Source organism: Palleronia sp., assembly GCF_042089775.1.
Taxonomy (GTDB): domain Bacteria; phylum Pseudomonadota; class Alphaproteobacteria; order Rhodobacterales; family Rhodobacteraceae; genus Palleronia.
The window spans coordinates 17,940-44,763 of record NZ_JBELKF010000025.1 but is presented as its reverse complement, the minus strand read 5'-3'; the positions used below and the strand labels follow the sequence as shown (position 1 = coordinate 44,763).

Below are 26,824 nucleotides of genomic sequence, written 5' to 3'. Positions count from 1 at the left end.
CACTCATATCGCCCCCTCTTGTTCGAGGGCCGTGAATCATGCGGGCCGCACAGCCGCAACCTGATTAATGGGTCCTGAGTCTAGATGATCTGGCCAGGTGCGGCAGGAAAATCTCTCCGAGCGTGATTCGACGACAGCGGCTCAGAAACTGCGCGCCACGCCCCTCGACACTAGTTGGGACCATGTTCCATTTCACGCGCCACACGCCGAATGCCACCGGAAAGAGGCACGGTTCCGAGCGGCCGCAGTGGACGGCCCGAGGAACGGAAGAATGGGTTGGGGGGCGCATTCATTTCTGCAATGAAAACTGACGCTTATGTGTCATGAAGCATCCCACGGGTTGCTTTGGTCGACGGTGGAGGCGTCGCTTGTGTGAATCACTACCCGTCCTGTCCGCGGGTCAATCTCAGACCGCGCAATCGGGATGCCGGCGTCGCGATACGCTTTCAGGTATCGAACCGATTTTGCTTGAGTAATGGCTGCGCGGCGGCTGGACGTTGATGCTTCTTTCTCGGTCCCGACGAGATTGCCCGTGCCGGGTTTCGCTCAGGTTTTGATCACGGGGCTTTTGACAGGCCGCTGTCGCCGGTTGGCGCAGAGTGGGGGGGCGTCCCACCATAGCGGCACAAACTGCACGGATCACCTCGCTGTTCTGCGAACTTCTCGGCCTTGCCGGAGAGCAGCCCGCCCATACCGCCAAGCGCCTGGCGCTTTCAGGTGCCGACAACCGTTTGATCCACGCCGTGCCTTGCCACCAGGTTGGCCAATGTCATCTCGCCTCGAAGGGGCCCTGAACCCGGCGCTGTGCTTCTGCCGTTTGCCACCCACGCTGTCCTCCTCGTCATCGTTGGCGCAAGCTTGGCAAGAGGACCGATCTCGGGGATAGCCTCACCTCTCCCAGCCCGAAAAATGCTCAGCGAGAAATCCCGGCCCCCGAGCGGTTCAGCACCTACGGGCAGAACATCGCGATCAAGCTACCGCCGCATCGTCCAGCCACGCGCGGGTCAGCCTTCTGGCCGTGGTAATGAAGCGGGTGTTGCGGGCGGCGGCCCCCGGCTCTTCGAGACGCGGAACGATCCAGCCTACGTAGCTTGCCGCGCGTAGAGCCATGAACATGTCCAGATGTTCCAGGTCCAGCGACCGCCGGGAATGATAACCGTCCAGTAGCGCGGCATGCAGGGCGTCGTAATGCGGTTCGCCCAGGTTCTTCAGCAAAGTCGTCACCAGTTCATAGAGGCGGAACCCGAACCCGGCATCGTCGAAGTCGATCAGTTGCAGGCGATCTCCGGAGATCATGAGGTTTTCGCGGACCAGGTCGGCATGGATCAGGCCGTAATCCAGATCATCCCCCTGCCCGGCCAGCACCGCCTCGGCGCGGTTGCGCAATCGGATGAACAAGTCACGGTCGTCTGGCGTCAGGGTGGGATTGTCCCAGAAGCGGCCCCAGAGCGGAGCGTCCCCCAGCAGCCCCGCACGGTCCCAGTGGCACCGGGTGAAACCGGCGGGCGGGGTCCACGCGTCAAGCGCCACGTGAAGGCGGGCGGTTTCGACCCCGATGCGCTGGAACAGGTCGCTGCCGTGCGCGGGGGCAAGAGGTTCGGTGGTGGTCCCGATCACCTCGCCTTCCAGCCACTCCAAAAGGTCGATCTGCGTTCCATCCACCACATGGAACAGCTCTTTCGCCGCCGAAGGAACCGGGTTTGGCACGTTCAGCCCCGCGCGCCCGGCGGCAGCCATCATCTGAAGTTCCGAAATCAGCTCGGCATCGCTGCGATAGCCCGGCCGGTGGAGACGGAGCGCATAACGCTGCCCGGCGTGGTGGATCTGGAACACGCGGTTTTCACGTTCCGCCACCAGTCGATAGGAGGCCCGGTCGAGCCCCCACAGGGCCAGCGCCGCCTCCACCACAGCCGCACTCACGGCTGTGGCACCTCGCGCAGAACGTCGTCCAGCGTGTCGATGAGGCTGTCCGCGTTCTCGATCGAGAAGACCAGCGGCGGCCGGATCTTGAGCGTGTTCTTGTGCCGCCCAAGCTTCGACAGGATGAAGCCGCGGTCCCGCATGGCGTTGACGACGCGTTCGGTGAAGGCGCTGGCAGGTTCCTTCGTGTCGCGGTCCACAACCATCTCGGCCCCGAAGATCAGCCCAGCCCCCCGGACGTCGCCGATACAGGCGTGTCGCATGGCCAGATCCTCCAGCCGCTTGCGCGCGTGCGCCCCCACGATGCGCGCGTTTTCGACCAGATCGCGGTCGTGGATCTCGTGCAGAACGGCGTGGGCGGCGGCGCAGCTGACCGGATTGCCGCCGAAGGTGTTGAAATAGCGATAGCCGTCGCGGAAGGTCCGCATCGTCTCGGCGCTCGTGACCAGGCCCCCGACCGGGTGGCCGTTGCCCATGGGTTTGCCAAGGGTCATCACGTCGGGCGTCACGCCCATCTTCTGGTGGGCCCACAGGTGGGTGCCCGTGCGGCCAAAGCCCGACTGGACCTCGTCGCAGATCAGGAATCCCCCGGCCTTCCGCACAACCTCGGCCGCGGGGCGCAGCCAGCCGTCGGCATGTTGAGGGAAGCCCTCGTTCAGGAAGTAGGGACAGACGACCAGCGCGGCAAAGCCGATGCCGGCAGCCTCGTGCGCGGCGATGTGCTTGGTCAGCGCGGCCGCGAAGGCGGTGCCGTCCGGGTCAGGGTTGCGGTAGCTGTCGGGCGCCTCGACGAAGCGAAAGAACTGCTCCAGTCCGAAACCGACCTTGGGCTCGTTGCTGCGGCTGAGCTGGCTGACCAGCGCGGTGTTGCCGTGATAGGTCGCGTCCGTGGCAATGATACCGCGCTTGCCCGTCACCGCTTCGGCCATCCTGAGCGCCACGTCATTCGCCTCGGACCCGGTGCAGGTCAGCAGCACCGTGTCGAGCCCATCGTCCACCGTTGCCGTCAGCGCCTCGGCGTAGTCGAGAATCCCGTCGTGCAGATACCGGGTGTGGGTGTTCAGCGTGCTGGCCTGGTCGTGGATCGCCTGAACCACGCGCGGGTTGCAGTGCCCCACCGTCGCCACGTTGTTGTAGCAGTCGAGATAGCGGCGCCCGTCAGCATCCCACAGCCAGACGCCCTCGCCCCGCACGATGTGGAGCGGTTCTTGGTAGAAGGTCGAGACGTTCGGCCCGAGGAGCCGTTTGCGGTCCGCGATCAGCTCTGCCGTGCTGCGTGTCATGGGCTGCCTCTTTCTGCGTCCATCCCAGGGTCGGGCATGGGGTAATCGGGCGGAACCGTGCCGCTCAGCGCCGCGGTTATCTCGGCGCATCCCGCGCGAAGATGCTGGATGATCGCGTCGCGCAGCGGGGCGGTCATGCGCGATTGCGGGACCGGTACGGCGACCGTCCCGGTTGCGACTTCATCCATCCCGAAAAACGGCATTCCGTAGGACAGGACCTCGTTGGTGAAGAACTGGTCGGCGAAGCTGAAGCCCCGCGCCCGTGTCACCCGCACGATCTCGCGCAGGTCGGAGGCTGCGATGACCGTATTTGCCGCGAAGGAGTCGCGCTGGGCGGACAAGGCATAGTCCATCGCCGCCTCTGGACCGAAGGCAAGCATTGCCAACCCCGAGGCGGTGGCGTGCAGCGGCAGCATCTCGGCCTCGTCGAAGATCACCTGGGTGCCGTGCCGCCGCGGATCGGCGTGATAGATCGGCGACATCCCGCCCCCTTGAAGGACCGAGGCGTGCACCAGCTCGCCCAGCGCTTCTGCCATCCGGTCGACGACGGGGGCGACCACGCTGCGAACGGGGAAGTTGCTTTCCCGCACGGCCGCCAGGCGCAGCACTGCGGGACCAAGCCGGTAGCTCCGCCGCTCCTCGTTCTGTTCAAGAAAACCGTTCGCCTGAAGTTCGACCAGGTATCGGCGCACAGTCGCCTTGTCGCCGCCGCTGAGGCGCACGAAGCTCGCAAGTCCGATCTCGGCCCGTGCGGACGAGAAATGGTTCAGCAGGGTCAGGGCGTTCGTGATCGTCCCCATCGGGTGTGGTCCTTCGCGATTGGGCGTGCGCCCTGCCTTAGCTCTCGCCGCTTTCCACACGTCGGTCAACGATTGATGACACGGCAGTGTCGAATAATGAAACCTCTTTACGAGGATCGACCTGTGGCGGATAGATCGAGATCGACGGCGAGCGCGACGATGCCGATCCTGGGACGGGGGGATCGAAATTCGGCTCCGGTCAGCCGGCGAAGCCGTCCCCGGTCCAAAACCGGCAGGCGGTTCCCCGGCTCGGGATCATGGCGAAGAGGGTCGATGCGGCATGCAGGCAAAGGCCCCCCCCAATCGACCGCGGGTGGGCCATCTCCATCGGCAAGCTCGCGTCAAGACGCTGCACATCGGTCGACCTAGAGCGGGCGACGCGCAGCCCCGTCTGGCGTGACGGCATCGGCGGTCCCTTTCGGGGATCGCACCAGCCCCGCCTCGCACCACCTGTCGAAGACTGCCAGCGCCGCCCGAGCAAAGCCTGCATCGTTGATGTGGCAGTCCAACCTGTGCAGGTCGGCATTCTGCGGGCACTGCACGGCGAACGTCCGGCAGAAGGCGGCGAGCCCTGCGGCGTCGTGCAGCGGTCCTCCGGGACGATCCCATTCGCCGCATCCGCCCTCGGGAAGAAGGACGACCGTTTCGCCCTTGGCTTGGGCAAGTCGATCGGCATGGGCCTTCGCCACGGCTTCACGCCCCTTCGTATCAAGGACGTAGGATGTGATCAGGCGATTATGCGCATGGCTGTCGAGCCCCTCGAACCGAGGGTCGGGAGGCTGCCAGCCCACCACATCCACCAAGTCATAGCAGCCGGGCGCGACGATCTGCGGCGTTCCCGACCGGCCCGCCCCTGTCAGGCGACTTGGCCCGGCGCTTACGGTCGAGCCGAAGAGATGGTTTCCCAGCTCTTGCGTGCAAAAATCGAAGACGCAAGCGAAGGCGCCTTCGCTCGCCATGCTCTCGAACGCGCGGCCACCCATGCCGGTGGCGTGGAAGACGGCGACTTCGAAGCCGCGCGCTTCGAGTTCCGGTTTCAAGCTGACCATGTACCTGAGCGCCGACTTGCCCAGGCTCGTCATCCCGATCAGCGGGCGGTCCTTCGACGGCGGCACCGCCGCGCGGGCCGCCCCCAGAACCGCCCCTGCCGCCTGCGCGAGGGATGCGCGGCAGACCGAGTTCAATCCGTACAGCCCGCCGGCCCACAGGATCATCTGGACATCCGCAGCCAGACGCTCGGGCGGCAAAAGCGGCGAGAATGCCACGGTCGAGACGATGTATTTCGGCACCCCAAGCGGCAGCGCGGCCGTCAGGTCCAGGGCCAGATCGGTGCCCATCGATCCGCCCAGAACGATGGCCCCGTCGATCCGGCCCTCGCGGCAGAGGTCGGCCGCCTTCGCCGCGGCACCGGCTGCCATGATCTGCATGGCGACATTCTCGTCGCCGCTGTTGATCGCGGTTTCGATGGTGCTGCCGCCGGCTTCGGCCACCTCGTGCTTGGTCACGTCCACCGGCACAGGCGGATCGCCCAGCACGCTGACATCCATCGTCAGCACCTGCCCCCCCTGCGCCGCGATGCAGGAGGCGATGAAGGTCAGCTCGTCCGACTTGGTGTCGAAGGTGCCCGCTACCAGGATGGTCTTGTCGCTCATGTCCGCCCCCCGCTCATAGCTTGATCCATGCCGTCTTCAGGTCGAGGAACTTGTCGAAGGCATGCAGGGATTTGTCATGCCCGTTCCCCGACTGCTTGATGCCTCCCAGCGGCACGGTGATATCGGCGCCGCCATAGGTATTCACATGAACCACGCCGGCCCTGACGGCGCGGATCATCCGGTGCGCCCGCCCCAGATTGGCGGTCCATACCCCGGCGGCGAGGCCGTACTCGGTCGCGTTGGCAAGCAGGACCGCCTCGGCCTCGTCCTCGAACGGAGTGACCGTCACCACGGGACCGAACACTTCGTCGTTGAAGATGCGCAGATCGGGGGTGACATCGCTGACCACGGTCGGAGCCATGTAGGTGCCGCCGGTCTCTTGCATGATGCGCGTGCCTCCGGTGGAGACGGTCGCCCCCTGCTCCTGCGCATGCCGCACATGTTCGAGGTTCTGGGCCAGCTGTCCTTCCGAGCTTACCGCCCCCGCCTGGGTACCCAGGTCGAGCGGGTCCCCCACGCGCATTTCGCTGGCGATCCTGGCCATCGCGTCGGTGAAGTCGCGCGCGATGCCCTTCTGGACCAGAAGCCGCGACCCGGCCACGCAGACCTGGCCCGAGTTGCGGAAGATGCCCGCCGCCGACACCTTGGCGGCCTCGGCCAGATCCTCGACATCGTCGAACACGATATTCGGAGACTTCCCGCCCAGCTCCAGGTAGACCCGCTTGAGGTTCGATTTGGCCGATGCCTCGAGCAACCGCCGCCCCGTCGGGCCCGAGCCGGTAAAGACGAGCGCGTCCACATCCATCGACATCGCCAGCGCCTGCCCACAGCGCGCGCCCCGCCCCGTGACCACGTTCAGAACGCCCTTTGGCAGGCCGGCTTCGAGCGCCAGCTCGGCGATCCGGATCAGGGTCAGCGATGCCGTCTCGGACGGCTTCAGCACGACCGAGTTACCCGCCGCCAAGGCGGGGGCCAGCTTCCACGTCCCGATCATCAGGGGGAAATTCCAGGGCACGATGGCTCCGATGACGCCCACGGGCTCTCGGTGGATCAGCCCGAGGGCGGCATCGGCCGTGGGTGCAATCTCGCCGTAGATCTTGTCGATCGCCTCGGCATACCAGCGGATCGCCCCCACGGCCGATCCGACCTCGGCCTTGCCGGCCATCGCGATCTCGGTGCCGTTGTCGCGCACGCCCAGCACCGCCAGATCGAGCCACTCACGCTCGATCAGGTCAGCCCATTCCAGGAGGACCTTCTTGCGCGCCGCGGGGGGCTGCCCCGCCCAGCGGCGATCCTCGAAGGCAGCGCGCGCGGCGTGCACGGCATCCTCGACGTCCTCGGAGGTCGCGTCCGCGATGGTGGTCAGACGCGCGCCGTTCAAGGGCGAGATCACGACCAGCGTCGCACCGTCACCCGCCTCGCGCCGGTCGCCGCCGATCAGAAGGCGGCCCGGCGTGACGGGCGCATCGCGCAGCGCATCGATGGCGGATTGGTCGAACATGGGTTACCTCGTTTGCGAGTCGTGAAGCTCGTGATCGGGATCTTCGCGCCGGTCCGCGATCTCGCGACCGACCGAGCGCACGTGCGAGACGATCACCAGCACGATGATCACGGCCAGCCCGGCCGCGATCGGGCGGCTGACGAAATCCAGCGGTCCGTCGATCCGTGCCATGGCCGACCGCAGGCGCGTCTCCATGATGGCGCCAAGGACCATTCCAAGGATGATCGGCACCACCGGCAGGTTCAGCCGCTTCAGGATCATTCCCAGCACCCCGAACCCCGCCGCCATGGCGCAATCGTTGACCGAGTTGCGCAAGGAGAAGACACCGACGAAGCTCAGGATCAGGACAAGGATACCCAGAAGCCGCGTGGGCACCTGGATGATCTTCACCAGAAGATTGGTCGAGATCAGCAGGAACGCCAGCACGATGACGTTGAGCAGCAACAGCGCCAGATACAGCGCCATGACGAAATCCATGTCGTTCTGGAACAGCCCCGGCCCCGGCACGACGTTGTGGACGTAGAACACCGACAGCATCATGGCCGTCAGCGCCTCGCCGGGGATGCCAAGCGCCAGAAGCGGGATCATCGCGGCCGCGGGGACCGCGTTGTTGGAGGCCTCGGACGCGATCAGCCCCTCGGGCGAGCCGTGCCCGAACGCCTCGGGCGTCTTCGAGGTGCGGCGGGCATAGGTATAGGACATGAACTGCGCGGTGAACTCTCCGACCCCCGGAATCATCCCCATCATCACGCCGAACCCCGAGGCCGCCGACGCCACCCTGGTATGCGCGAACAGCTCGCGCAGGCCCTGGAACATCGACCCCGTGACGGGCTGCGGCGCCGGGCGGCGGTCTTCCTCGACCAGCAGGACGAACGCCTGGCTCAGCGCGAAAAGACCCAGCACCACGACGATCAGGTCGATTCCGCTGGTCAGCCACCCCTGCCCGAAGGTGAAGCGCATCGTGTAGTTCGACGGCTCCATCCCCACCGTGGACAGCAGGATGCCGAAGGCCGCCAGCATCCCCGCCGCCATCGTCTGCCCGCGATGCGCCAGCACCACCAGGATGATGCCCAGAAGGGCCGCGAGGAAGATCTCGCGGCTGCCGAATTGCGGCGCGATCCAGGCCAGAAGCGGCGACAGGCAGATCAGGGCGAGTATCGACACCACCCCCCCGAAGAACGAGGCCGAGTAGGCCAGCGTCAGCGCCCGCTTGGCCTCGCCCCTTTCGGTCATCGGAAAGCCGTCATAGGTGGTCAGCGCGTTGACCGCCGTTCCGGGCGTGTTGATCAGGATCGCCGGCAGCGCACCCCCGAACATCGACGAGCCGTAGATGCCCAGAAGCATCGTCAGCCCCACCAGCGGTGGCAGGGCGAAGGTCGCCGGCAGCAGGATCGCGATGGCGACCGCGGGTCCGACCCCCGGAATCGCGCCGATGATGACGCCCCCGATCGACCCGACGACCAGCGCCAGCACGACGGACCAGTCCAGAAGAAGCAACGCGCCAGCGATGAGCGTGTCCATGAGCCCGCCTCTCAGAGGTATGACAGAAGGAAGGTGCGCACCGGCCCGGGCGGCAGAAGCCGATAGAGGTCGCCGCCGGGCACGTGCACGCCCAGCAGGCCCTTGAAGATCACGACGACTGCGACACCACCCAGCATCGCCGCCAAGACCGCGCTGCGGCGGTATCCGGCCCGCAGGGACAGGACGAACGCGAAGATCACCGTCGCGACGAGATATCCAGCCCGCGGCACGACCAGCACGTAAAGCATGAACCAGGCGGCATATTCAAAGCTGCGCACCCAGATCCAGACCTCGGCCCAGCGCCCGCTGATCCGGGGCGACGCCAGGGACCCGGCAAGGTGAAAGCCTGCGCAGACGACCATGGCCCCGACGGCCACCGTGGGCCAGAACGCGGGCTGGGCTGCCAGCTCGTTCCCCGCCACCCAGGCCACCTGGGTGCCGAGGCTCAGCAGCGCCACCAGCGAGAAGAGAAAGAAGACCGTTGCAAAGACAAGATCGCCGGGACGACGATACCGCTTGAACAGGTCCTTCAGCGTCTGGACATAGGCCATCTGTCCGTCTCCTCGATCGGTCGGCAGGTCCGATGAAATGCGGCCGGCGGATCAGTCCGGCCGCGCAGGAGTCACTCGCCCAACAGCGCGTTGATGCGGGCGGTGGTCTCCTTGTCCGCCTCGATCTGGTTTGCCGTGGCCTCGGCGTCTTCCCAGTAGACCAGCGCACCGGTGTCGTCGGCCAGCTGTTGCGCCCGGTCGGACTGGACCGTCTTCTTGGCGACCGCGACGATGGCGTCGCGCGCCTCCTGCGGGGTATCTTTATGGACATACAGGCCGTTCCAGAGCGAGATCGCCAGCTCTGGCACGATCTCGGCGACGGTCGGGGTGTCGGGCGTCATCCCGGTCCGCTTTTCCCCGATCGAGGCAAGGATCGTCAGATCGTCGAGGCAGGGCCGAACCTGCTGCAACGTCGTGTTGATGACATCGACATCGCCCGAGGCCAGCGAGTTGCAGTCCAGTGCGTCGAACGCCGCGTCCGAGCCGTAGGAAAAGCCCATCTCTTCGGCCAGCGCGAAGGTCACGCGAGTCGGCGCGAGCTCCGAGCCGAAATGACCCAGCACCACGTCGTGATCGGCCGCGTATGACGCCAGCTCTTCCATGGTCGCGAAGGGCGCGTCGCCGGCCGTGGCAATGACGAAGGGATAGGTCAAAAACCGGCCAAGCGGCTCGAACGGAAACGGGTTCAGGGGCGGGATGCCGATCTCGGGACCGATCACGGGCACGTCCGAGACGAAGGAGCCGACCGTATAGCCGTCGGTTCCGGCCATCGACGCCTCGACCGCGCCGGGAAAGGGACCGCCGCCGCCGCCGGGCTTGTTCACCACCGCGGCGGGCACGCCGTATTCGGCCTGGAAGTCCTCGGCGATCATGCGGGTCAGCACGTCTTCCAGATCGCCCGGCGGGAACGGCACGATGAATTCCACCGGGCCTTCGGGATAGTCCGCCGCGGCCATCCCTGGCAGCAGCGCGGCGCCGGCAAGCAATCCGGCGGCAAGGATCCTTACGTTTTTCATTCATCTCTCCTGTCGGTGTGTGGTTCATTATTCGAACCGTTGTTTCGAATAGTATTGATTTGGGGGTTTGCTTCTGTCAACTTTCCTTTGTCGCAGCGTCAGCATTTTGCGGCTGGGCTCCAGATCACCACCGGGCGGAACGCATGGGAACGACCACCAAGGCCTTGAAGCTTCTCGACGAATTTTCGATCGACCGGCCCGAGATCGGTTTGACCGACCTTCATCGCCGCGTCGGCCGGGACAAGGCCACGGTCCATCGCCACCTGAGCGAGCTCGAATCGCTCGGCTATGTAGAACAGAACCCCGCCACACGCGCCTACCGGCTGGGTCCGGCAGTTCTGCGGCTGGCCACGATCCGCGAGACCTGCTTTCCCCTGCGCACCGCCGTCGCTCCGATCATCGATGCCGCTGCGGCAGACCTGGGCGAGCTGGTCCATTTCTCGCTGTTGCAAGACGACGCGCTGGCGCCGATCCATCACGCCGACCCCCATGTCCACGGCACGGCTGTCTATTTCGACGCCGGCGGTCTGCTGCCGCTGCATGGCACGGCATCCGGCATCGCCGTTCTTGCCTTCGGCCCCGCGGCCCTGCGCGACAGGGTCCTGAACGGGCCACTCGACGCCTATACCGAAACGACCCCCACCGATGCCGAGACGCTGCGCGAAAGGATCGAGGCGGCGCGTGACAGGGGATATTCCATCTCCGAGCGGTTCTTTGACCCCGACGTCGTTTCGGTTGCCCTGCCGGTCTACGGCCTGCTCGACGATGCCTGCGGGGCCATTGCCGTCGCCGCCCCTGCAGCCCGGGCGGACGAGGCGCGCGCAGTTGCACGGCTGCGGGACCTGGCCCCCCTCGTCAGCAAGGCGCTCGGCGGGCGGGCACCCGAGGCGCAAGATGCCTGAGGCGCTGATCCTCGATTTCGGCGGCGTGATCTCGCGGACCCTGTTCGAGACCCATGACCTGAGCGAGCGCGCCCTTGGCCTGCCGCCCGGCACGCTGCAATGGCGCGGCCCCTTCGCGCCCGAGACCGACGCCCTCTGGCGCGCCATGCAGGCCGACGAGATCACCGAACGCGACTACTGGCACCGGCGCACGGAAGAGGTCGGCGCGCTGGTCGGGGCCAACTGGACCGAGATGTCCGACTTCGTGCGTGCCGCGCGCGGTGCGGCCCCGGCCCAGGTGATCCGCCCCGAGGCCCTGCAGACCTTTGACATCTGCTCTGCGAACGGCATTCGGCTGGCAATCCTGTCGAACGAGCTCGATCTCTTCTACGGGGCCGACTTCCGCGAGAAGCTGCCGTTTCTTGCGCAGTTCGATGTCGTCGTCGACGCCACCCATACCGGCATCCTCAAGCCCGATCCGCGCGCTTATGCCGAGGTGCTCGACCGGCTCGCCCTTCCCGCCGCGGAGTGCGTCTTCATCGACGACCAGCTGCGCAACATCCGCGGGGCCGATGCCCTGGGCCTCGGCACAATCCATTTCGACGTCCGCGCCCCGCGTGACAGCTACATCCGGGCCCTCGATGCGCTCGGCCTGACAGGGAGACTCTCATGAAGGACGACAATTTCCTCCGGGAAAACAACGCGCGCCATTTCTGGCAACCGATGGCTCATCCCGCCGACAGCATCGCCAAGCCGCCGGTGATCGTCACCGGAGGAAATGGCGTGCGCATCCGCGACGTCGACGGCCACGAGACCGTCGACGCCGTCGGCGGCTTGTGGAACGTCAATCTCGGGTTTTCGTGCCAGCCGGTGAAGGACGCCATCGCCGAACAGCTCGACCGGCTGCCGTATTATTCGACCTTCCGCGGCACGACCAACGATGTGGCCGTCGAACTGTCGTGGATGCTGCGCGAGTTCTTTGCCCCCGACGGCATGGCGCGCTGCTTCTACACCTCGGGCGGATCGGACTCGGTCGAAGTCGCGCTGCGCCTCGCCCGGCAGTACCACAAGATCCGTGGCGAGGCCGGTCGTACGAAGTACCTGAGCCTGAAGAAGGGCTACCACGGGACCCACACGCTGGGCGCGTCGGTCAACGGCAACGCCAATTTCCGCACCCAGTACGAGCCGCTGATGCCGGGCTGCTTTCACATCCCAGCGCCCTACACCTATCGCAACCCGTTCGATGAAACCGACCCCGAACGGCTGGCGCAGCTTTGCCTCGCCGCGCTCGAGGACGAGATCAAGTTCCAGGGCGCCGACACCATCGCCGCGTTCATCATGGAGCCGATCCTGGGCGCCGGCGGCGTCATCCCCCCGCACAAGAGCTTCATGCCCGGCGTCCGCGCGATTTGCGACAAGTACGGCATCCTTCTGATCGCGGACGAGGTCATCACCGCCTTTGGCCGCTCCGGCTCGTGGTCGGGGTCCCGCCACTGGGGCGTGCAGCCCGACATGATGTGCATCGCGAAGGCCATCACCAACGGCTATTTCCCCTTCGGCGCGGTGATGATCGGCGACGGCGTGGCCGGGACCTTCGAAGGCGACACCTCTGGCCGTGGCGCCATCGGATCGGGCTACACCTATTCGGGCCACCCGGTCGGCGCCGCCGCCGCCATCGCCTGCCTGAAGGAAACCGAGCGCCTGCAAGTCAAGGACAACGCCCGCGACCGTGGTGCCCAGCTTTTCGCCGGCCTCCTGGCGCTTCAGGAAAAGAACGCGATCATCGGCGATGTGCGCGGCGGTCACGGCCTGATGTGCGCGATCGAGCTGGTCTCGGATCGTGACACGAAGGCCCCGATCGACAAGGGCACGATCGGCAAGGTCTATCAGGCGACCTATGAGGCCGGCGTGATGGTCCGGGTCTCGGGCAACAACATGATCCTGTCCCCGCCGCTCATCATCGATGCGGGCGAAATCGACACGGTGCTCTGGGCGCTGTCGGAAGGCCTGGCCGCCGTGGCGTAAGACGCGAAACGCAGCAGAAGGAGAGAGATCCATGACAAGACCCGTCACGCTCATCTTGGGGGCATCGGCCTTCGCCCTTTCGACGCCGCAGCTTGCGGAGGCGGCCGACATGGTCTTTCGCGGCGGCACGGTCTACACCCCGCAAGGGTTCGAAACGGCGATGGCCGTCGAGAATGGCGTCATCGTCGCCTTCGGGGATGCCGCCGAAGCGATGTCCGAGGGTGCAGAGGTCGTCGAACTGGACGGCGCAACCGTTCTGCCGGGTCTGCATGACAGCCACGTCCACGCCGTTTCCGCCGGTCTCAAACAGACGCAGTGCCTGATCCCTCAGGGCTCGGACATGGAGACGCTGCTGGATATCGTCGCCGAGTGCGCGGCCGACGCCGCGCCGGGCGCATGGATTCAAGGCGGATCTTACGAGACCTCGACCCTTGGCGCACGCCCGACCGCCGCCGCGCTCGACGAGGTTGCCCCCGACAATCCGGTGGTGCTGACCGACGTCAGCCTGCACAGCCGTTGGGCGAACACGGCCGCTCTGGACGCCGCCGGCATCGACGCAGACACGCAGGCCCCCGAAAACGGGATCATCGAACGCGGCGACGACGGCGCGCCCACCGGCGTCCTGCACGAAAGCGCGACGGGTCTCGTGGAAAGCGCGATCCCCGCTCCATCCGCCGAGGAACTGGAAACCGCGCTGGCTCTTGCCCAGGACCAGATGCTGTCCCACGGCATCACCGCGATCATGGAGGCCTTGGCCGACGGCCCGACGATGCAAGCCTACGCCACCTTGGCCGAGGCCGGGGAGTTCAAGCAACGCGCGATCACCTGCATCACCGTCCGCGACCCCGAGGCCATCGAACAGCGGGGCAGCTTTGCCATCGATCCGGTCGAGCCGCGCTGCGTGAAGCTGTTCCTCGACGGCGTGCCCACCGACTCCAACACGGCGGCCATGCTGGCGCCCTACGAGCACGGCGCGTATGACGGCGAACCCGGCACCGGCATGCTGATGGTGCCGCAGGACGAGCTGAACGCCCAGGTCGCCAAGTTCGACGCGATGGGCATGATGACCAAGATCCACGCCGCCGGTGACGGCGCCGTCCGTGCCGCCATCAGGGCCATCGAGTATGCGCGCGAAGAGAACGGCCCCGTCGGCCCGACCCACAACATCGCCCACCTGAGCTTTGTCGCGCCCGAGGATTTCGAGCGGGCCCGCGCTGCCGGCGCTGTCATGGAGTTCTCGCCCTACATCTTCTTCGACCACCCCATCGTCCAGGGCATCCGCCATGCCGTCGGCGACGCGCGGATGGAGCGGTGGATCCCGGTGGCGGACGCGATTGATGCGGGCGTCCTCTCCGTGGCCGGCTCGGACTGGCCGGTCGTGCCGTTCGTCAATCCCTGGCCCGCCATCGAGACGCTGGTCACCCGCCAGGCCCCCGGCGGCAGCGAGACCGAGACGGGCGCCAGCCAGAAGATCACCGTCGTACAGGCGCTCGACCTCTTTACGCGCAACGCCGCGCAGCTTCACGGGCGGGCCCATCTGACCGGTACGCTCGAGCTTGGCAAGCTGGCCGATCTGGCGATCATCGACCGCAACATCTTCGAGATCGACCCGACCGAGATCCACGACACCACGGTCATCGCAACCTATATCGGCGGGGAAGAGGTCTACGCGGCCGACTGACCCCTGCGGCGCGGCGGTTCGCTGCCGCCGCGCCTGTTCATAGCAGCGCCAGGGACAGCCACGGCACGAAGATCAGCAGTGCGAGCCGCACCAGGTCTGCGATCCAGAACGGGAACACCCCGCGGAACACGGTCATCAATTCGATGTCGGGGATGACCGAGCGCATGACGAACACGTTCATCCCGACGGGCGGCGTGATCAGGCTGATCTCGGTCACGACGACCACCACGATTGCAAACCAGATCAGCACGTCGTCGGGATTGCCCAGCATCCCGCCGCCGAAATCGAGTTGCTGCACCACCGGGTAAAAGACCGGCACCGTCAGCAGGATCATCGACAGGCTCTCGAACACGCAGCCCATCACGAGGTAGATCAGCACCATGACGCCGATGACCAGCCAGGGCGACAGGTCCATCTCGTAGATCAGGTCCACCATCTCGGCCGGCAGCCCCGCAAAATTGATGAAGGTCGAGAAGATCTCGGCCCCGATGATGATCGCAAAGATCATCGCCGTCGCCAGCACCGTCTCGCGCACGGCCGTCCTGAACCCGGCCCAGTCGAGCCCCCGGATCGCCAGCGCCAGCACCAGCGCGAACAGCGCACCCATGCCGCCGGCCTCGATCGGGGTAAAGACGCCGCCATAGATGCCGCCCATGATGAAGACGAACAGCGCCAGCGTGCCCAGAACGCCGGTCGTGTCGCGACGGCTCATCGGAACGACCTCGCCGACCTCGGGCGCCTTCGACGGGTCCAGCCGGACGGTCACGATCACAGCCAGAAGGTACAGCAGGATGCCGAGCGCGCCCGGCAGCAGCCCCGCGATGAACAGGTCGCCGATATCGGTCTCGGTCAGAAGCCCATAGATGATCAGGATCACCGAGGGCGGGATCAGGATGCCCAGCGTGCCTCCCGCCGCGATCGATCCCGCCGCAAGCCGGTCGTCGTAGCCGAACTTGCGCATCGGCGGCAGGGCGACGCGGCTCATCGTGGCCGCCGTCGCCAACGACGAGCCGGAGACGGCCGAAAAGCCGCCGCAGCTCAGCACCGTGGCCAGGGCCAGTCCCCCGCGCATCCGTCCGAACAGCCGGTCCGCTCCGGCGAACAAGCCGTGGGCGATGCCCGATTGCGCCAGCACGTTGCCCATGAAAATGAACAGCGGCACGACCGACAGCGTGTAGCTCAGCCCGGTGTCGAAGACCGTGCTGCCGATCATCGCGCCCGCCGCGTCCATGCTGCGCATCAACGCGAAGCCGATGCCGCCGACCAGCGCCATGGCAAAGCCGATGGGCACGCGCAGGAAGACCAGCACCAGCAGGATTGCGATGCCGACAAGGGATTCCGTCATCGCCGAGCCACCCGAGCGAACCCGAAGACCGCCGCGACAAGGCAGGTTATCGCCCCGAAGATCGCGAACGGAGCAAAGGGGATATGCAGAGAGATCGACCGGGTCCCGGCCTCCGCCTGTTGCAGCCCCAGTTCGAGCAATCGCCACGCAAAGACCAGAAGAACGCCCGCCGCGACGACCGATGCCAGCCACAGAAGATACGTTCCGATCCGCTCGGGCAGGACCGTCGCCAGAAGATCGACCTCAACATGGCTGCCCGCGCGGCTGACCAGCGGCAGGGCGGCAAAGACCAGAGCGCCCAAAAGCAGCTCGGTCGTCTCGAAGGCGCCCGGAAGCGGCGCGTCGAACAGGTAGCGCCCGACCACGTCGATCCCCGTGACCAGCATCAGCGCGACGAGAAGCAGGCCCGAGAAGATCTCGAGCCCGCCCGTGATGATGCGCATCATCAGTTCGTCTGTGCGTTTGTGCCGGTCATCGACCGCAGCCGCTCCAGCGCGGCGGCGCCATCGCGTCCCTCGCCCAGACCCTCGGCCCAGTCCTGCTCGGCCTGTTCGGCGACCGCGCGGATCGCGGCGACGACCTCTTCATTCGCGGTGCTGGTTTCGATCCCGGCATCGGCGATCTCTTCCTCGGCGGCGGCATCGGCGTCGTTCCACGCCTTGCCCACCCGCTCGGCGAAGGCGAGGCCCGAGATCTCGCTGATCGCCTGCTGGTCCTCGGGGCTGATCTGCTGCCACTTGTCCTCGTCCATCACGAGGAACCACGTCGTGTTGTAGATCCCGCCCGGAACGGTCAGCGAGTATTCGATGTCGTCGGTCAGGTTGAACGCCGTCAGCGCCTCCTTGGTGAAGGTCGCGCCGTCGATCACCCCGCGCGAGAGCTGCTCGTAGACTTCGGTGGACGAGGTGAAGACGGGCGTGGCGCCAAGGCCCTCCATCAGCGTCGCGGTATAGCCGCCGGGAACGCGGATTTTCAGGCCGCTGAAGTCGGCGGGCGCCTCGATGGGGCGTTCCGCGTTGTGAAATGCGCCCGGGCCGTGGGTAAAGAGACCAAGGATATGCGTGCCTTCGTGATCTTCGGCCGCTCCCAGATCTTCGGTATAGACGGTGTAGAATGCCTTGGACACGTCGACCGCATCATCGCCCAGGAACGAGAACTGCCCGACCTGGCTGGCGTCGAACCGATCATCCTGGCTGAACGAGTGCAGGCCGTAGGTGATGTCCGCCACCCCGTCGCGGGCCATGTCGAAATGCGCGGGCGGCGCGCCCAGGGGCGAGGCCAGAACCCGGACGCTGACGCGCCCTTCGGTCACCTCCTCGACCTCCTCTGCCCACGGCTTCATCGCGTTGACCACGATGGGGTGCCGCGGGGGCAGCCAGCTCGACATCACCAGTTCCATGTCCTGCGCGACCGCGGGCCCCGCGACCGACAAGACTCCCACGGAAATCATACAAAGTTCACATAGTTTTCTCATGTGCTCCTCCCCGAGCGTTGGATCTGCTTGCGGCCTAGCTAAAGATTGCGAATGTAACCATCAATCGCTGTCGACGGAACTTGTCAATCCGGCAGCTCCTCGAACGCGGCAAGGCGTTGGAGACAGTCGATCAGAACGGCCCGTTCCCCCGTCGAGAAGTGCCGCATCAGCTCGGCATTGTGCTGTTCGGCGACCCGGACAAGGTCGTCATACGCGCGCCGCCCCTGCGGCAGGAGGGTCAGGATCTCGGCCCTGCGATCCTCGGCGCTTTCGCGCCCGGCCACGAACCTCTTGCCTTCAAGCGCCTGAACAGCGCGGCTTATCTTGGTCTTGTGCATCTTCGATAGCAGACCGATCCTGCTGGCCGTCATGTCGCCGTAGCGGCCCAGGTGGAACAGCACACGCCATTCGGTGCGAAGCATCCCGTAGCGGTCCTTGTAGACCTGCGAAAAACCAAGGCTGGTCTCTTCGGCCGCCTGGTTCAAAAGGTAGGGAAGGAAGTTCCGCAGGTCGAATTCGGCCATGTTACGCTCCTCATGATCCGCTCTTGTTGGTTACAAAAGTAACTTTTATCACATTCTGCGAAAGCTTGGAGGAGCGATCATGAACGACCAGACAAAGATCTCGGGACTGATGCAGGCAGCCATCCCCCAAGGCACCACGGCAGGCTACATGCCCGGATTCGGAAACGACTTCGAGACCGAGGCCCTGCCCGGCGCCCTTCCTCAAGGCATGAACTCGCCGCAGAAGGTGAACTACGGCCTGTACGGAGAGCAGCTTTCGGGCACCGCCTTCACCGCCCCCAGCCATCAGAACGAGCGAACGTGGTGTTATCGTATCCGTCCTTCGGTCAAGCACCAGGGCCGTTACGAGCGCATCGACCTGCCCTATTGGAAGACGGCGCCGCATGTGCCTGACAACGTGACCTCGTTGGGGCAGTATCGCTGGGATGCGGTTCCCCATAGCGAAGAGCGTCTGACCTGGCTCACCGGGATGCGCTCGATGACGACCGCGGGCGACGTGAACACCCAGACCGGCATGGCCGCCCACATCTACCTCGTCACCGCGTCGATGGAGGATGAGTATTTCTACTCCGCAGATGGCGAGCTGCTCGTCGTTCCGCAGGAGGGCAAGCTGCGCTTCGCCACCGAGCTCGGGATCATCGACGTCGAACCGCAGGAGATCGCCATCATCCCGCGCGGCCTCGTCTATCGGGTCGAGGTGCTTGAAGGCCCCGCCCGCGGCTTCGTCTGCGAGAATTACGGCCAGAAGTTCGACCTGCCGGGCCGCGGCCCCATCGGCGCGAACTGCATGGCAAACCGACGCGACTTCAAGACACCGGTCGCTGCCTTCGAAGACCGCGAGACGCCATCGGCCATGACGGTCAAGTGGTGCGGCCAGTTCCACCGGTCCGACATCCCGAATTCTCCTCTGGACGTGGTGGCGTGGCATGGCAACTACGCGCCGTGCAAGTACGACCTGAAGACCTACTGCCCCGTCGGTGCGATCCTGTTCGACCACCCCGACCCGTCCATCTTCACCGTTCTGACCGCCCCGTCGGGCGTGGAGGGCACCGCCAATATCGACTTCGTCCTGTTCCGCGAGCGCTGGATGGTGATGGAGGATACGTTCCGCCCCCCGTGGTACCACAAGAACGTCATGTCCGAGATGATGGGCAATATCTACGGCCAGTACGATGCCAAGCCGCAGGGTTTCGTTCCGGGCGGGATGAGCCTGCACAACTGCATGCTGCCCCACGGACCGGACCGGGAAGCGTTCGAAAAGGCGTCGAATGCCGATCTCGGGCCGGACAAGCTCGACAATACCATGTCGTTCATGTTCGAGACCCGCTTCCCGCAGCACCTGACCGAGTTCGCCGCGAACGAGGCGCCGCTCCAGGACGACTATGTCGATTGCTGGGACGGGCTCGAAAAGCACTTCGACGGGACGCCCGGCCGGAAGTGACCGCCATCGCCGATAACAAGCAAGGGAGGACGGCTTGCTCAAGCGAAGCTGGATCGACAGCGCCAACGACGCCGAGGGCGAATTTTCCCTCAACAACCTGCCCTACGGGGTCTTTTCGACGGCCGAGCTTTCGGCACGGTGCGGGGTCGCGATCGGGGACATGATCCTCGACGTGGCGCGCGCCGAGGCGATGGGGCTTACCGCCACCGAAGGTCTTTTGCAGGATGCGAAGTGGAACCCGCTGATGGCCGAAGGGCCGGCCGCGTGGGCGGCGTTCCGCGAGCGTCTGACGGATCTTCTTGCGGAAGGCGCGGCGGATCGTGCGGCGCTGGAGCCGCTTCTGGTCCCCATGGCGGCGGCGACGATGCACATGCCGCTGGAGGTCGCGGAGTACACGGATTTCTACGCTGGCAAGCAGCACGCACAGAACGTCGGCACCATGTTCCGCGGCCCCGAGAACGCGCTGCCGCCGAACTGGCTGCACATCCCCATCGGGTATAACGGTCGAGCTTCGACTGTCGTGGTTTCCGGCACCGACATCCGTCGTCCTGTCGGCCAGACCAAGGCCAAGGACGCCGAGATGCCCTCCTTCGGGCCGTGCAAGCGATTGGATATAGAACTCGAGGTTGGCGCAATCGTCGGCACGCCGTCGAAGATGGGCGAGCCGATCACCACCGACCGCGCGCAAGAGATGATCTTCGGCTATGTTCTGCTGAACGACTGGTCTGCACGCGACCTGCAGGCGTGGGAGTACCAGCCGTTGGGGCCGTTCCAAGCCAAGGCCTTCGCGACGTCCATCTCACCCTGGATCGTCACGCGCGAAGCTCTCGCTCCCTTTGCCGTCGAAACGCCGCCGCGTGAAAACGAGCTTCTGCCTTACCTGAAAGCAGACTTCCCCGGAAACTACGACGTGATGCTTTCGGTCGAAATGAACGGCCATGGCATCAGTACGACCAACATGCGCGAGCTTTACTACTCGGCCGCACAGCAGCTGACGCATCATGCCTCGTCAGGATGCGCCATGCGGACGGGTGACTTGCTGGGCTCCGGCACGATCTCGGGGCCTGAGCCGTCGAACTATGGTTCGCTGCTCGAGATGACGTGGGGCGGAGAGAACCCGCTTGACCTGGATGGCGACAGCCGAACCTTCATCGAAGACGGCGACACGCTCACTCTCAGGGGGCATGCGCAAGGGGACGGCTACCGGGTCGGCTTCGGCGCCTGCACCGGCCGCGTCCTTCCCGCCCCCGATTTTCCCTAAAGACGACAGGAGGCCTCATGGCCAAGGCATTCGCATCCGCCGGCGACATGGCGGACAAGAAGATCAGCTTCACCGAGGTGGGCGAGGGTCTGTGGGCCTTCACCGCCGAGGGCGACCCGAATTCGGGTGTCATCATCGGCGACGACAGCGTGATGATCGTCGAGGCGCAGGCCACGCCGCGTCTGGCAAACCTTGTGATCGAGAAGGTGCGCGAGGTCACGGACAAACCAATCACCCATCTTGCACTGACCCACTATCACGCGGTCCGCGTCCTCGGCGCATCGGCCTATGGCGCACGCGAAGTCATCATGTCCGATACCGCTCAAGCTATGGTCGCCGAACGCGGTCAGGAGGACTGGGACAGCGAGTTCGATCGTTTTCCGCGACTGTTTCAGGGCCATGAGAGCATCCCCGGCTTGACCTGGCCGACCACGACCTTCAGCGACAGGATGTCGGTCTACCTGGGCAGCCGCCGCGTCGATCTGATGAAGGTCGGCCGAGCCCATACCGCAGGCGACATCGTCATCCACGTGCCCGACCAGAACGTCATGTTCACCGGCGACATCGTCGAATACCACTCGGCCTGCTATTGCGGCGACGGCCACTATGCCGACTGGCCGCAGACGCTCGAGAGCATTCGCGCCTTCGACCTTGACGCGATCGCGCCCGGCCGGGGCGATGCTCTGGTTGGCCGCGAGAAGGTGAATGCGGCGCTCGACAACACCGCCGATTTCGTCGCCTCCACCTATGATGCGGTGAAGCGCGTGGCGGTCAAGGGTGGCTCGCTGCAGGACGCCATGGCGAACGTGCGCGCGGTCTGCGACCCCAAGTTCGGCGACTACGCCATCTACGAGCACTGCCTGCCCTTCAACGTTGCCCGCGCCTACGACGAGGCGCGCGGCATCGACACGCCCCGGATCTGGACCGCCGAGCGCGACAAGGAAATGTGGGCCGCCCTACAGGGCTGATCCGCGGCCCGGGCGGCCACCGCGCCCGCCCGGGTTCCGGCCAATTTGGGAGGAGAGGTCATGTTGGACGACCGTTATTCGCTGGCGCACCGTCTTTATCCATACGAGCGCTCCGCCGATCAGGATGCCGAGACCGCGGCGCATTATCCGGCCGTTGTGGTCGGGGGCGGTCCCATCGGGATGGCCACGGCACTGGACCTTGCGCTCAAGGGTATCCGGACGGTGGTTCTGGATGACCACGAGGGGGTCGGCGAGGGCTCTCGCGCGATCTGCTTCGCCAAGCGCACTCTCGAAATCTGCGACCGTCTGGGCTGCGGCGATGACATGGTCGAGAAAGGCGTCGTCTGGAACCTCGGGAAAGTCTTCCACGGGGAAGACATGGTCTTCGAATTCAATCTCCTGCCCGAGGGCGGCCATCGCCGCCCCGCCTTCATCAACCTCCAGCAGCCATATTTCGAGAAGTTCCTGGTCGAACGGATCCGGCAAGCACAGGCAGAAGGTGCGCCGATCGAGATCCGCGGCAAGAACCGGCTGGACCGGCTTGACACGCAGGACGACGGCGCGCGGCTCGACGTGTTGACGCCCGATGGCCCCTACACGATCACCGCAGATTGGGTTCTTGCCTGCGACGGGGCCAGCTCGCCCATCCGCAATGCGCTCGGCCTCGGCTTCGAGGGAAAGGCTTTCGAGGACAGCTTCCTGATCGCCGACGTCCGCATGAAGGCCGATCTGCCGGTCGAGCGCCGCTTCTGGTTCGAACCGCCGTTTCGGCAGGCCGGGGACTCGGCGCTTTTGCACAAGCAGCCCGACGACATCTGGCGGATCGACTTCCAGATCGGCTGGGACGTCGATCGCAAGGAAGAGATGAAAGAAGAGCGTGTCAGGGCTCGCATCGACCAGATGCTGCCAGACGCGGAATACGAGATCGTGTGGACCTCGATCTACACGTTCCAGTGCCGCCGCATGAATTCGTTCCGGCACGGGCGCGTGCTCTTCGTTGGCGACAGTGCGCATCAAGTCTCGCCCTTCGGAGCGAGAGGCGCGAACGGCGGTATGCAGGATGCCGACAACCTGGCCTGGAAACTGGCCATGGTGATGAAGGGAGACGCCCCGGAGACGCTCATCGACAGCTACGATGCAGAGCGGTGCCATGCCACGGATGAGAACATCCGGAACTCCACCCTCGCGACGGATTTCATCACGCCGAAGTCCGAGATCAGCCGGATCTTTCGCAACGCGGTCCTGCACCTGTCGCGGCGAAACGACTTCGCCCGTCCCTTCGTGAATTCGGGACGCCTCTCTGCCCCGAGCATCTACGACTGGTCTCCGCTGAATACACCGGACGAGCTTTCCGGGGGACCCGCAGCCGCCCGCCCCGGCGCCCCCTGTCCCGATGCACCGCTCGAGGATGACTTCCTGCTGGGCAAGCTGGGCAACGGCTTCACGTTGTTGGCCATCGGGCAGGATGCACCCGACATTGCAGGTGTCCGCGTGCTGAGGATTGACACGCCGCCGGCAGAGATCGTGGACCGCTACCTCGGCTCCGCCACTCGCGCCTTGTACTTGATCCGACCCGATCAGCATGTCGCCGCCCGATGGGAAACCGCGACCACGCCCCAGATCGAACAAGCCCTCGATCGCGCCACCGGAAAGGACAGTGCATGACCGCGCTCATCACCTCTCGCAATGTCGACCGGCCCGACGACGCCTACGATCTGTTGCTGTCAGCGCATGAGGGGCTGACGAAAGAGGAAAGTGACGCCCTCAACGCCCGCCTGATCCTGACGTTGTTCAACCATGTGGGCGACATCGAGGTCATCCGCGAGGCGATCGAGGTCGCCCGCGCGTGAATGTCGTTCTCTACGACTACTGGCGCTCGACCGCGAGCTACCGAGTTCGCATCGCGTTGAGCCTCGCCGGTATCGCCTACAGGTCGGTGCCGGTCGACCTCCTCGCCGGGGCTCAGAGCACGCCTGAGCATATCGCCCGCAATCCTCAGGGCTTTGTGCCCGTGCTGGAGATCGACGGCCTGCGCCTGACTCAGTCGCTCGCCATCATCGAATATCTGGACGAGACACGGAACGTTGGACTTCTGCCGGAACATCCTGCCGAACGCGTCCGGGTCCGCTGCCTGAGCCAAGTGCTTGCGGCGGACACGCACCCGATTTGCAATCCGTCGGTGGTCCGGCAGGCGCAACTCTACGTCGCACAGGACGCGCGCGACGAGATGAGGATCCGGTGGATGCAGCACTTCATCCGCCGGGGCCTTGCAGCTTTCGAGGCGATGCTCGACTCCCCCGCCACGGGCCAGTTCTGCCACGGAGATGCGCCGACCATCGCCGATCTCTGCCTTATCCCTCAGATCTATAATGCGGAACGCTGGGGAGCAGACTGGTCAGACCTGCCCCGCATCCGCGCGATCGCAGCCACGGCAGAAGAGATCGAAGCGTTCCAAGCCGCCAGACCCGAAGCCGTAAAGCCCGCCACTTGATCCTGGACCATCATGCTCTTGCGACTGCCGAGCCGGTCGGCTGCGACGATGGCGCGAGAAGCGCCTCCAGGAGAGACGGTCGCCAGCCTACAGCGCATCCAAGCCGGCCCGACAAACGACGCGGGCGAGCGGCTACAGCGGCTGGCTGCGAAATACCGGCGCCCCTAGGCGGAACCCTGCTGCAATTACAGCCTGTCGCTGCAATGCCATACAGTTCGGCGGGTACGTCGGCTGACGTGCTCGGCCTCCTATCGAAGCTAAGCGACTGGGCGGAGATCGTCGGAAAGCTCCGGCCGCGCGACCGCCGTGGTACGCGAGGACATGAGCGCCCCGGTGGCAGCCGCCCGCTGCGGCCCCATCCGGCCAACGGTACGACGACATCGCATCTTTCTGCTTTACCTGCGAGCGTTCCGCCAGAGAGATCAAGGCGCCTTGGTATGTGACGCCTTGCGGAGCCGAGGAGAACACGCAAATCAGATAACGTCGGGCTGTGTGTGACTCCTGCGGTGCAGTCAGCATCAACTGGTGCGGCCTCTCAGGGAGCACGAGCCAAAAAAGACTTCGGCCGATCCGGCGCTTCACGGGCCGATTGACCCAGTGCGACATTCGCCGCGCCACCACGGCAATATCCAGCTCTTCACGCGCCGAAGGTGCCTTTCGCAGGTCCTGGATCATCCCAGCAGTCGCGGCAGGAACAGGACGATGCCCGGGGCCGCGATGATGAGGGCGACAACCACGATGTCGGCCAGGATGAAGGGGATCACGCCCGCGAAGATCTGCGTCAGGCTGACGTATTTCGACGCGACGGATCGGATGATGAAGACGTTCATTCCCACGGGCGGCGTGATCATCCCGACCTCCAGCAGCTTCACCACCAGGACGCCGAACCAGACGAGGCTCGCACCCTGCGCCTCGACCACCGGCAAGAGCACCGGCAATGTGATGAAGAGCGCGCCGAACGGTTCCATGAAGGTGCCAAGCAACAGGTAGATCACGACGATCAGCACCATGAGCTGCCAGAAGGACAGGTCGGCCGAGGCGACGGTCTGCGAGATGAAGCCCGACAGCCCCGACAGGCCGAGGAACCGGGTGAACATCGCCGCGCCGACGCCGATCACGAACAGCGCGGCCGAAGCCATCAGCGTCTCGGTCAGCGACTGGGTGAGGACGTCCCACGTCAGGCGCCCCGAGACGGCCGCGATGACGATGGCCCCCGCCGCACCCACCGCGCCGGCCTCGGTCGCGGTGAAGAACCCGGCGAAGAGCCCGCCGAGCACCAGCGCAACCAGAGCGATGACCGGCGCCACGTCGATCAGGGCACGTCGGCCGTCGCCCCTCTCGCCGATCTCACCCTGACGGGGGATCACGTCGGGCCGCATGAAGCAGATCAACATGACGGTCAGCGCGTAGGCCACCGCCGTCAGTATCCCGACCGAGACCCCGCCCAGAAAGACCTGCGTGATCGAGGTTTCGGCGAAGACGCCGTAGATGATCATCAGGATCGACGGCGGAACCAGCGCACCGATGGTTCCGCCCGCAGCGATGCAGCCCGCCGCGATCGAGGGGCGGTAGCCGGCCGCGACCATCTCGGGGATGGCGATGCGACCCATCGCGGCCGCACAGGCAAGCGATGATCCCGACACGGCGGCAAACCCCGAACAGGCGAAGATCGACGATACGGCCAGCCCGCCCGGCACCCGCGCGAGCAAGAGCTTGGCGGCAGCGAAGAGCCCTCCGGTCAGGCCGGAATGGTAGGCCACGAAGCCCATCAGCAGGAACATCGGTACGGCCGACAGCGTCCAACTGGCCACGAAGTCGTAAGGCGTGCCGGACAGGATGCCGAGCGCAGGCGTCACACCCAGAAGTGCCACGATCCCGCCGAAGCTGACCGCGACCAGCGCCAGGGCGACGGGAACGCGCAGAAGCAGCAGAAGCAGAAGGATGCCGATGCCCCAGAAGCCGTAGGCGACGTTCATGCGCTGATCTCCACAGGTCGCAGAATTCGCGTCACGGTCTTCAGAAGCACCGCGACGGCGGCGAGGGTGAAGCCCGCCGGCAGGAGGAGGTAGCCCGGCCAGACCGGCACGCGGGCATTCAGGACGATGACGAAGCTGCGGCTGTTCAGCTCGGACATGGCCGCCTCGCCGCTGGTCCAGGCAAGGGCAAGATAGATGCCGAACGACAGGATGCCGACGATGGCATCCGAGAGGCGCAGCATCCCAGGACTCATCAGGCCCTCGATGAACTCGACCGAGATCATGCCGTTCTGACGCTCGACCCAGGCGAGCGGCAGGAACCCGACAATCAGCATGTAGTAGCGCGACACGATCTCGACCGTCGCGGGTAGCGGCCGGCCGGTCAGCGTCCTGAGGATCACGTCGCCGCAGATATGGACCATCATGATAAGCACACCCACGCCGGCCAGGATGGCAATCGCGCGAATGAGCCTGTCAGAGATGACGTTGAGCCGATCCATGTGAAGAACGCCC

General features: G+C 65.5%; 24 protein-coding genes. 10 read left to right on the top strand and 14 right to left on the bottom strand.

Features of this window, described 5'->3' with window-relative positions; genetic code table 11:
* Positions 1-969: 969 nt before the first annotated feature.
* The 8 genes from ACFDS3_RS08745 to ACFDS3_RS08710 all read right to left on the bottom strand — a co-directional run bounded on the left by ACFDS3_RS08745 (position 970) and on the right by ACFDS3_RS08710 (position 10,244).
* The gene (locus ACFDS3_RS08745) at positions 970-1,920 is read right to left on the bottom strand and encodes a phosphotransferase enzyme family protein (protein ID WP_375261971.1); all 951 of its coding nucleotides are present in this window, start codon (positions 1,918-1,920) and stop codon (positions 970-972) included.
* Positions 1,917-3,203 (bottom strand): aspartate aminotransferase family protein, encoded by a 1,287-nt coding sequence (locus ACFDS3_RS08740; protein ID WP_375261970.1) that lies wholly within the window; start codon positions 3,201-3,203, stop codon positions 1,917-1,919. Before ACFDS3_RS08740 ends, ACFDS3_RS08745 begins: the two co-directional genes overlap by 4 nt.
* Complete coding sequence (locus ACFDS3_RS08735; protein ID WP_375261969.1) at positions 3,200-4,003, bottom strand: IclR family transcriptional regulator; 804 nt, start codon at positions 4,001-4,003, stop codon at positions 3,200-3,202. The genes ACFDS3_RS08740 and ACFDS3_RS08735 overlap by 4 nt, the downstream gene beginning before the upstream one ends.
* A 365-nt stretch (positions 4,004-4,368) precedes the next feature.
* Positions 4,369-5,655 (bottom strand): Tm-1-like ATP-binding domain-containing protein, encoded by a 1,287-nt coding sequence (locus ACFDS3_RS08730; protein ID WP_375261968.1) that lies wholly within the window; start codon positions 5,653-5,655, stop codon positions 4,369-4,371.
* Between the two features lie 13 nt (positions 5,656-5,668).
* A complete protein-coding gene (locus ACFDS3_RS08725) occupies positions 5,669-7,156 on the bottom strand; it encodes an aldehyde dehydrogenase (protein ID WP_375261967.1) in 1,488 nt (495 codons plus the stop codon).
* 3 nt (positions 7,157-7,159) lie between these two features.
* The gene (locus ACFDS3_RS08720) at positions 7,160-8,677 is read right to left on the bottom strand and encodes a tripartite tricarboxylate transporter permease (protein WP_375261966.1); all 1,518 of its coding nucleotides are present in this window, start codon (positions 8,675-8,677) and stop codon (positions 7,160-7,162) included.
* An 11-nt stretch (positions 8,678-8,688) separates the two neighbouring features.
* Positions 8,689-9,228, bottom strand: a complete 540-nt coding sequence (locus ACFDS3_RS08715; protein WP_375261965.1) for a tripartite tricarboxylate transporter TctB family protein — start codon at positions 9,226-9,228, stop codon at positions 8,689-8,691.
* A gap of 71 nt (positions 9,229-9,299) precedes the next feature.
* Positions 9,300-10,244, bottom strand: a complete 945-nt coding sequence (locus tag ACFDS3_RS08710) for a tripartite tricarboxylate transporter substrate-binding protein (protein ID WP_375261964.1) — start codon at positions 10,242-10,244, stop codon at positions 9,300-9,302.
* A gap of 143 nt (positions 10,245-10,387) precedes the next feature.
* Here ACFDS3_RS08710 and ACFDS3_RS08705 point away from each other — a divergent pair, with 143 nt between their 5' ends.
* Genes ACFDS3_RS08705 through ACFDS3_RS08690 form a run of 4 tightly spaced genes read left to right on the top strand, consistent with a single transcriptional unit; the run spans position 10,388 to position 14,831 of the window.
* The gene (locus ACFDS3_RS08705) at positions 10,388-11,146 is read left to right on the top strand and encodes an IclR family transcriptional regulator (protein ID WP_375261963.1); all 759 of its coding nucleotides are present in this window, start codon (positions 10,388-10,390) and stop codon (positions 11,144-11,146) included.
* Positions 11,139-11,798, top strand: a complete 660-nt coding sequence (locus tag ACFDS3_RS08700; RefSeq protein ID WP_375261962.1) for an HAD-IA family hydrolase — start codon at positions 11,139-11,141, stop codon at positions 11,796-11,798. Before ACFDS3_RS08705 ends, ACFDS3_RS08700 begins: the two co-directional genes overlap by 8 nt.
* Positions 11,795-13,150 (top strand): aspartate aminotransferase family protein, encoded by a 1,356-nt coding sequence (locus ACFDS3_RS08695; protein WP_375261961.1) that lies wholly within the window; start codon positions 11,795-11,797, stop codon positions 13,148-13,150. The genes ACFDS3_RS08700 and ACFDS3_RS08695 overlap by 4 nt, the downstream gene beginning before the upstream one ends.
* 31 nt (positions 13,151-13,181) lie before the next feature.
* Positions 13,182-14,831, top strand: a complete 1,650-nt coding sequence (locus ACFDS3_RS08690; protein WP_375261960.1) for an amidohydrolase — start codon at positions 13,182-13,184, stop codon at positions 14,829-14,831.
* 37 nt (positions 14,832-14,868) lie between these two features.
* Here ACFDS3_RS08690 and ACFDS3_RS08685 read toward each other — a convergent pair whose 3' ends face one another.
* The 4 genes from ACFDS3_RS08685 to ACFDS3_RS08670 all read right to left on the bottom strand — a co-directional run bounded on the left by ACFDS3_RS08685 (position 14,869) and on the right by ACFDS3_RS08670 (position 18,174).
* Positions 14,869-16,176, bottom strand: coding sequence for a TRAP transporter large permease (locus tag ACFDS3_RS08685; protein WP_375261959.1), 1,308 nt, complete (start codon positions 16,174-16,176; stop codon positions 14,869-14,871).
* On the bottom strand, positions 16,173-16,622 hold the full coding sequence (locus ACFDS3_RS08680; protein ID WP_375261958.1) for a TRAP transporter small permease: 450 nt from the start codon (positions 16,620-16,622) through the stop codon (positions 16,173-16,175). Before ACFDS3_RS08680 ends, ACFDS3_RS08685 begins: the two co-directional genes overlap by 4 nt.
* The gene (locus ACFDS3_RS08675) at positions 16,622-17,626 is read right to left on the bottom strand and encodes a TRAP transporter substrate-binding protein (protein WP_375261957.1); all 1,005 of its coding nucleotides are present in this window, start codon (positions 17,624-17,626) and stop codon (positions 16,622-16,624) included. The genes ACFDS3_RS08680 and ACFDS3_RS08675 overlap by 1 nt, the downstream gene beginning before the upstream one ends.
* A 107-nt stretch (positions 17,627-17,733) precedes the next feature.
* Positions 17,734-18,174 carry a MarR family winged helix-turn-helix transcriptional regulator gene (locus tag ACFDS3_RS08670; protein WP_375261956.1) on the bottom strand — a complete coding sequence of 147 codons (441 nt, stop codon included), beginning with the start codon at positions 18,172-18,174 and terminating at the stop codon, positions 17,734-17,736.
* A gap of 79 nt (positions 18,175-18,253) precedes the next feature.
* On the opposite strand from ACFDS3_RS08670, the gene hmgA reads away from it, so the two are divergent.
* From hmgA to maiA, 6 genes are read left to right on the top strand one after another with little or no spacing between them, the layout of a single operon-like run.
* Positions 18,254-19,615, top strand: a complete 1,362-nt coding sequence (gene hmgA, locus ACFDS3_RS08665) for a homogentisate 1,2-dioxygenase (RefSeq protein ID WP_375261955.1) — start codon at positions 18,254-18,256, stop codon at positions 19,613-19,615.
* 34 nt (positions 19,616-19,649) lie between these two features.
* On the top strand, positions 19,650-20,876 hold the full coding sequence (gene fahA, locus ACFDS3_RS08660) for a fumarylacetoacetase (RefSeq protein ID WP_375261954.1): 1,227 nt from the start codon (positions 19,650-19,652) through the stop codon (positions 20,874-20,876).
* 17 nt (positions 20,877-20,893) lie between these two features.
* Positions 20,894-21,844, top strand: a complete 951-nt coding sequence (locus tag ACFDS3_RS08655) for an MBL fold metallo-hydrolase (RefSeq protein ID WP_375261953.1) — start codon at positions 20,894-20,896, stop codon at positions 21,842-21,844.
* Positions 21,845-21,904: 60 nt separating this feature from the next.
* Positions 21,905-23,509 carry an FAD-dependent oxidoreductase gene (locus tag ACFDS3_RS08650; protein WP_375261952.1) on the top strand — a complete coding sequence of 535 codons (1,605 nt, stop codon included), beginning with the start codon at positions 21,905-21,907 and terminating at the stop codon, positions 23,507-23,509.
* A complete protein-coding gene (locus ACFDS3_RS08645) occupies positions 23,506-23,694 on the top strand; it encodes a DUF2783 domain-containing protein (RefSeq protein ID WP_375261951.1) in 189 nt (62 codons plus the stop codon). The genes ACFDS3_RS08650 and ACFDS3_RS08645 overlap by 4 nt, the downstream gene beginning before the upstream one ends.
* Complete coding sequence (gene maiA, locus ACFDS3_RS08640; RefSeq protein WP_375261950.1) at positions 23,691-24,335, top strand: maleylacetoacetate isomerase; 645 nt, start codon at positions 23,691-23,693, stop codon at positions 24,333-24,335. The genes ACFDS3_RS08645 and maiA overlap by 4 nt, the downstream gene beginning before the upstream one ends.
* Positions 24,336-25,006: 671 nt before the next feature.
* Here the strand turns inward: maiA and ACFDS3_RS08635 are convergent.
* Together ACFDS3_RS08635 and ACFDS3_RS08630 are read right to left on the bottom strand one after the other, a co-directional pair.
* Positions 25,007-26,311, bottom strand: a complete 1,305-nt coding sequence (locus ACFDS3_RS08635; protein WP_375261949.1) for a TRAP transporter large permease — start codon at positions 26,309-26,311, stop codon at positions 25,007-25,009.
* The gene (locus ACFDS3_RS08630; RefSeq protein ID WP_375261948.1) at positions 26,308-26,811 is read right to left on the bottom strand and encodes a TRAP transporter small permease; all 504 of its coding nucleotides are present in this window, start codon (positions 26,809-26,811) and stop codon (positions 26,308-26,310) included. Before ACFDS3_RS08630 ends, ACFDS3_RS08635 begins: the two co-directional genes overlap by 4 nt.
* Positions 26,812-26,824: the final 13 nt, after the last annotated feature.

Excerpts from the sequence above, each read along its gene's own strand:
- ACFDS3_RS08740 (WP_375261970.1), bottom strand. The coding sequence starts at position 3,203 with ATGACACGCAGCACGGCAGAGCTGATCGCGGACCGCAAACGGCTCCTC.
- ACFDS3_RS08735 (WP_375261969.1), bottom strand. The coding sequence starts at position 4,003 with ATGGGGACGATCACGAACGCCCTGACCCTGCTGAACCATTTCTCGTCC.
- ACFDS3_RS08730 (WP_375261968.1), bottom strand. The coding sequence starts at position 5,655 with ATGAGCGACAAGACCATCCTGGTAGCGGGCACCTTCGACACCAAGTCG.
- ACFDS3_RS08725 (WP_375261967.1), bottom strand. The coding sequence starts at position 7,156 with ATGTTCGACCAATCCGCCATCGATGCGCTGCGCGATGCGCCCGTCACG.
- ACFDS3_RS08720 (WP_375261966.1), bottom strand. The coding sequence starts at position 8,677 with ATGGACACGCTCATCGCTGGCGCGTTGCTTCTTCTGGACTGGTCCGTC.
- ACFDS3_RS08715 (WP_375261965.1), bottom strand. The coding sequence starts at position 9,228 with ATGGCCTATGTCCAGACGCTGAAGGACCTGTTCAAGCGGTATCGTCGT.
- ACFDS3_RS08710 (WP_375261964.1), bottom strand. The coding sequence starts at position 10,244 with ATGAAAAACGTAAGGATCCTTGCCGCCGGATTGCTTGCCGGCGCCGCG.
- ACFDS3_RS08705 (WP_375261963.1), top strand. The coding sequence starts at position 10,388 with ATGGGAACGACCACCAAGGCCTTGAAGCTTCTCGACGAATTTTCGATC.
- ACFDS3_RS08700 (WP_375261962.1), top strand. The coding sequence starts at position 11,139 with ATGCCTGAGGCGCTGATCCTCGATTTCGGCGGCGTGATCTCGCGGACC.
- ACFDS3_RS08695 (WP_375261961.1), top strand. The coding sequence starts at position 11,795 with ATGAAGGACGACAATTTCCTCCGGGAAAACAACGCGCGCCATTTCTGG.
- ACFDS3_RS08690 (WP_375261960.1), top strand. The coding sequence starts at position 13,182 with ATGACAAGACCCGTCACGCTCATCTTGGGGGCATCGGCCTTCGCCCTT.
- ACFDS3_RS08685 (WP_375261959.1), bottom strand. The coding sequence starts at position 16,176 with ATGACGGAATCCCTTGTCGGCATCGCAATCCTGCTGGTGCTGGTCTTC.
- ACFDS3_RS08680 (WP_375261958.1), bottom strand. The coding sequence starts at position 16,622 with ATGATGCGCATCATCACGGGCGGGCTCGAGATCTTCTCGGGCCTGCTT.
- ACFDS3_RS08675 (WP_375261957.1), bottom strand. The coding sequence starts at position 17,626 with ATGATTTCCGTGGGAGTCTTGTCGGTCGCGGGGCCCGCGGTCGCGCAG.
- ACFDS3_RS08670 (WP_375261956.1), bottom strand. The coding sequence starts at position 18,174 with ATGGCCGAATTCGACCTGCGGAACTTCCTTCCCTACCTTTTGAACCAG.
- hmgA (WP_375261955.1), top strand. The coding sequence starts at position 18,254 with ATGAACGACCAGACAAAGATCTCGGGACTGATGCAGGCAGCCATCCCC.
- ACFDS3_RS08655 (WP_375261953.1), top strand. The coding sequence starts at position 20,894 with ATGGCCAAGGCATTCGCATCCGCCGGCGACATGGCGGACAAGAAGATC.
- ACFDS3_RS08650 (WP_375261952.1), top strand. The coding sequence starts at position 21,905 with ATGTTGGACGACCGTTATTCGCTGGCGCACCGTCTTTATCCATACGAG.
- ACFDS3_RS08645 (WP_375261951.1), top strand. The coding sequence starts at position 23,506 with ATGACCGCGCTCATCACCTCTCGCAATGTCGACCGGCCCGACGACGCC.
- ACFDS3_RS08635 (WP_375261949.1), bottom strand. The coding sequence starts at position 26,311 with ATGAACGTCGCCTACGGCTTCTGGGGCATCGGCATCCTTCTGCTTCTG.
- ACFDS3_RS08630 (WP_375261948.1), bottom strand. The coding sequence starts at position 26,811 with ATGGATCGGCTCAACGTCATCTCTGACAGGCTCATTCGCGCGATTGCC.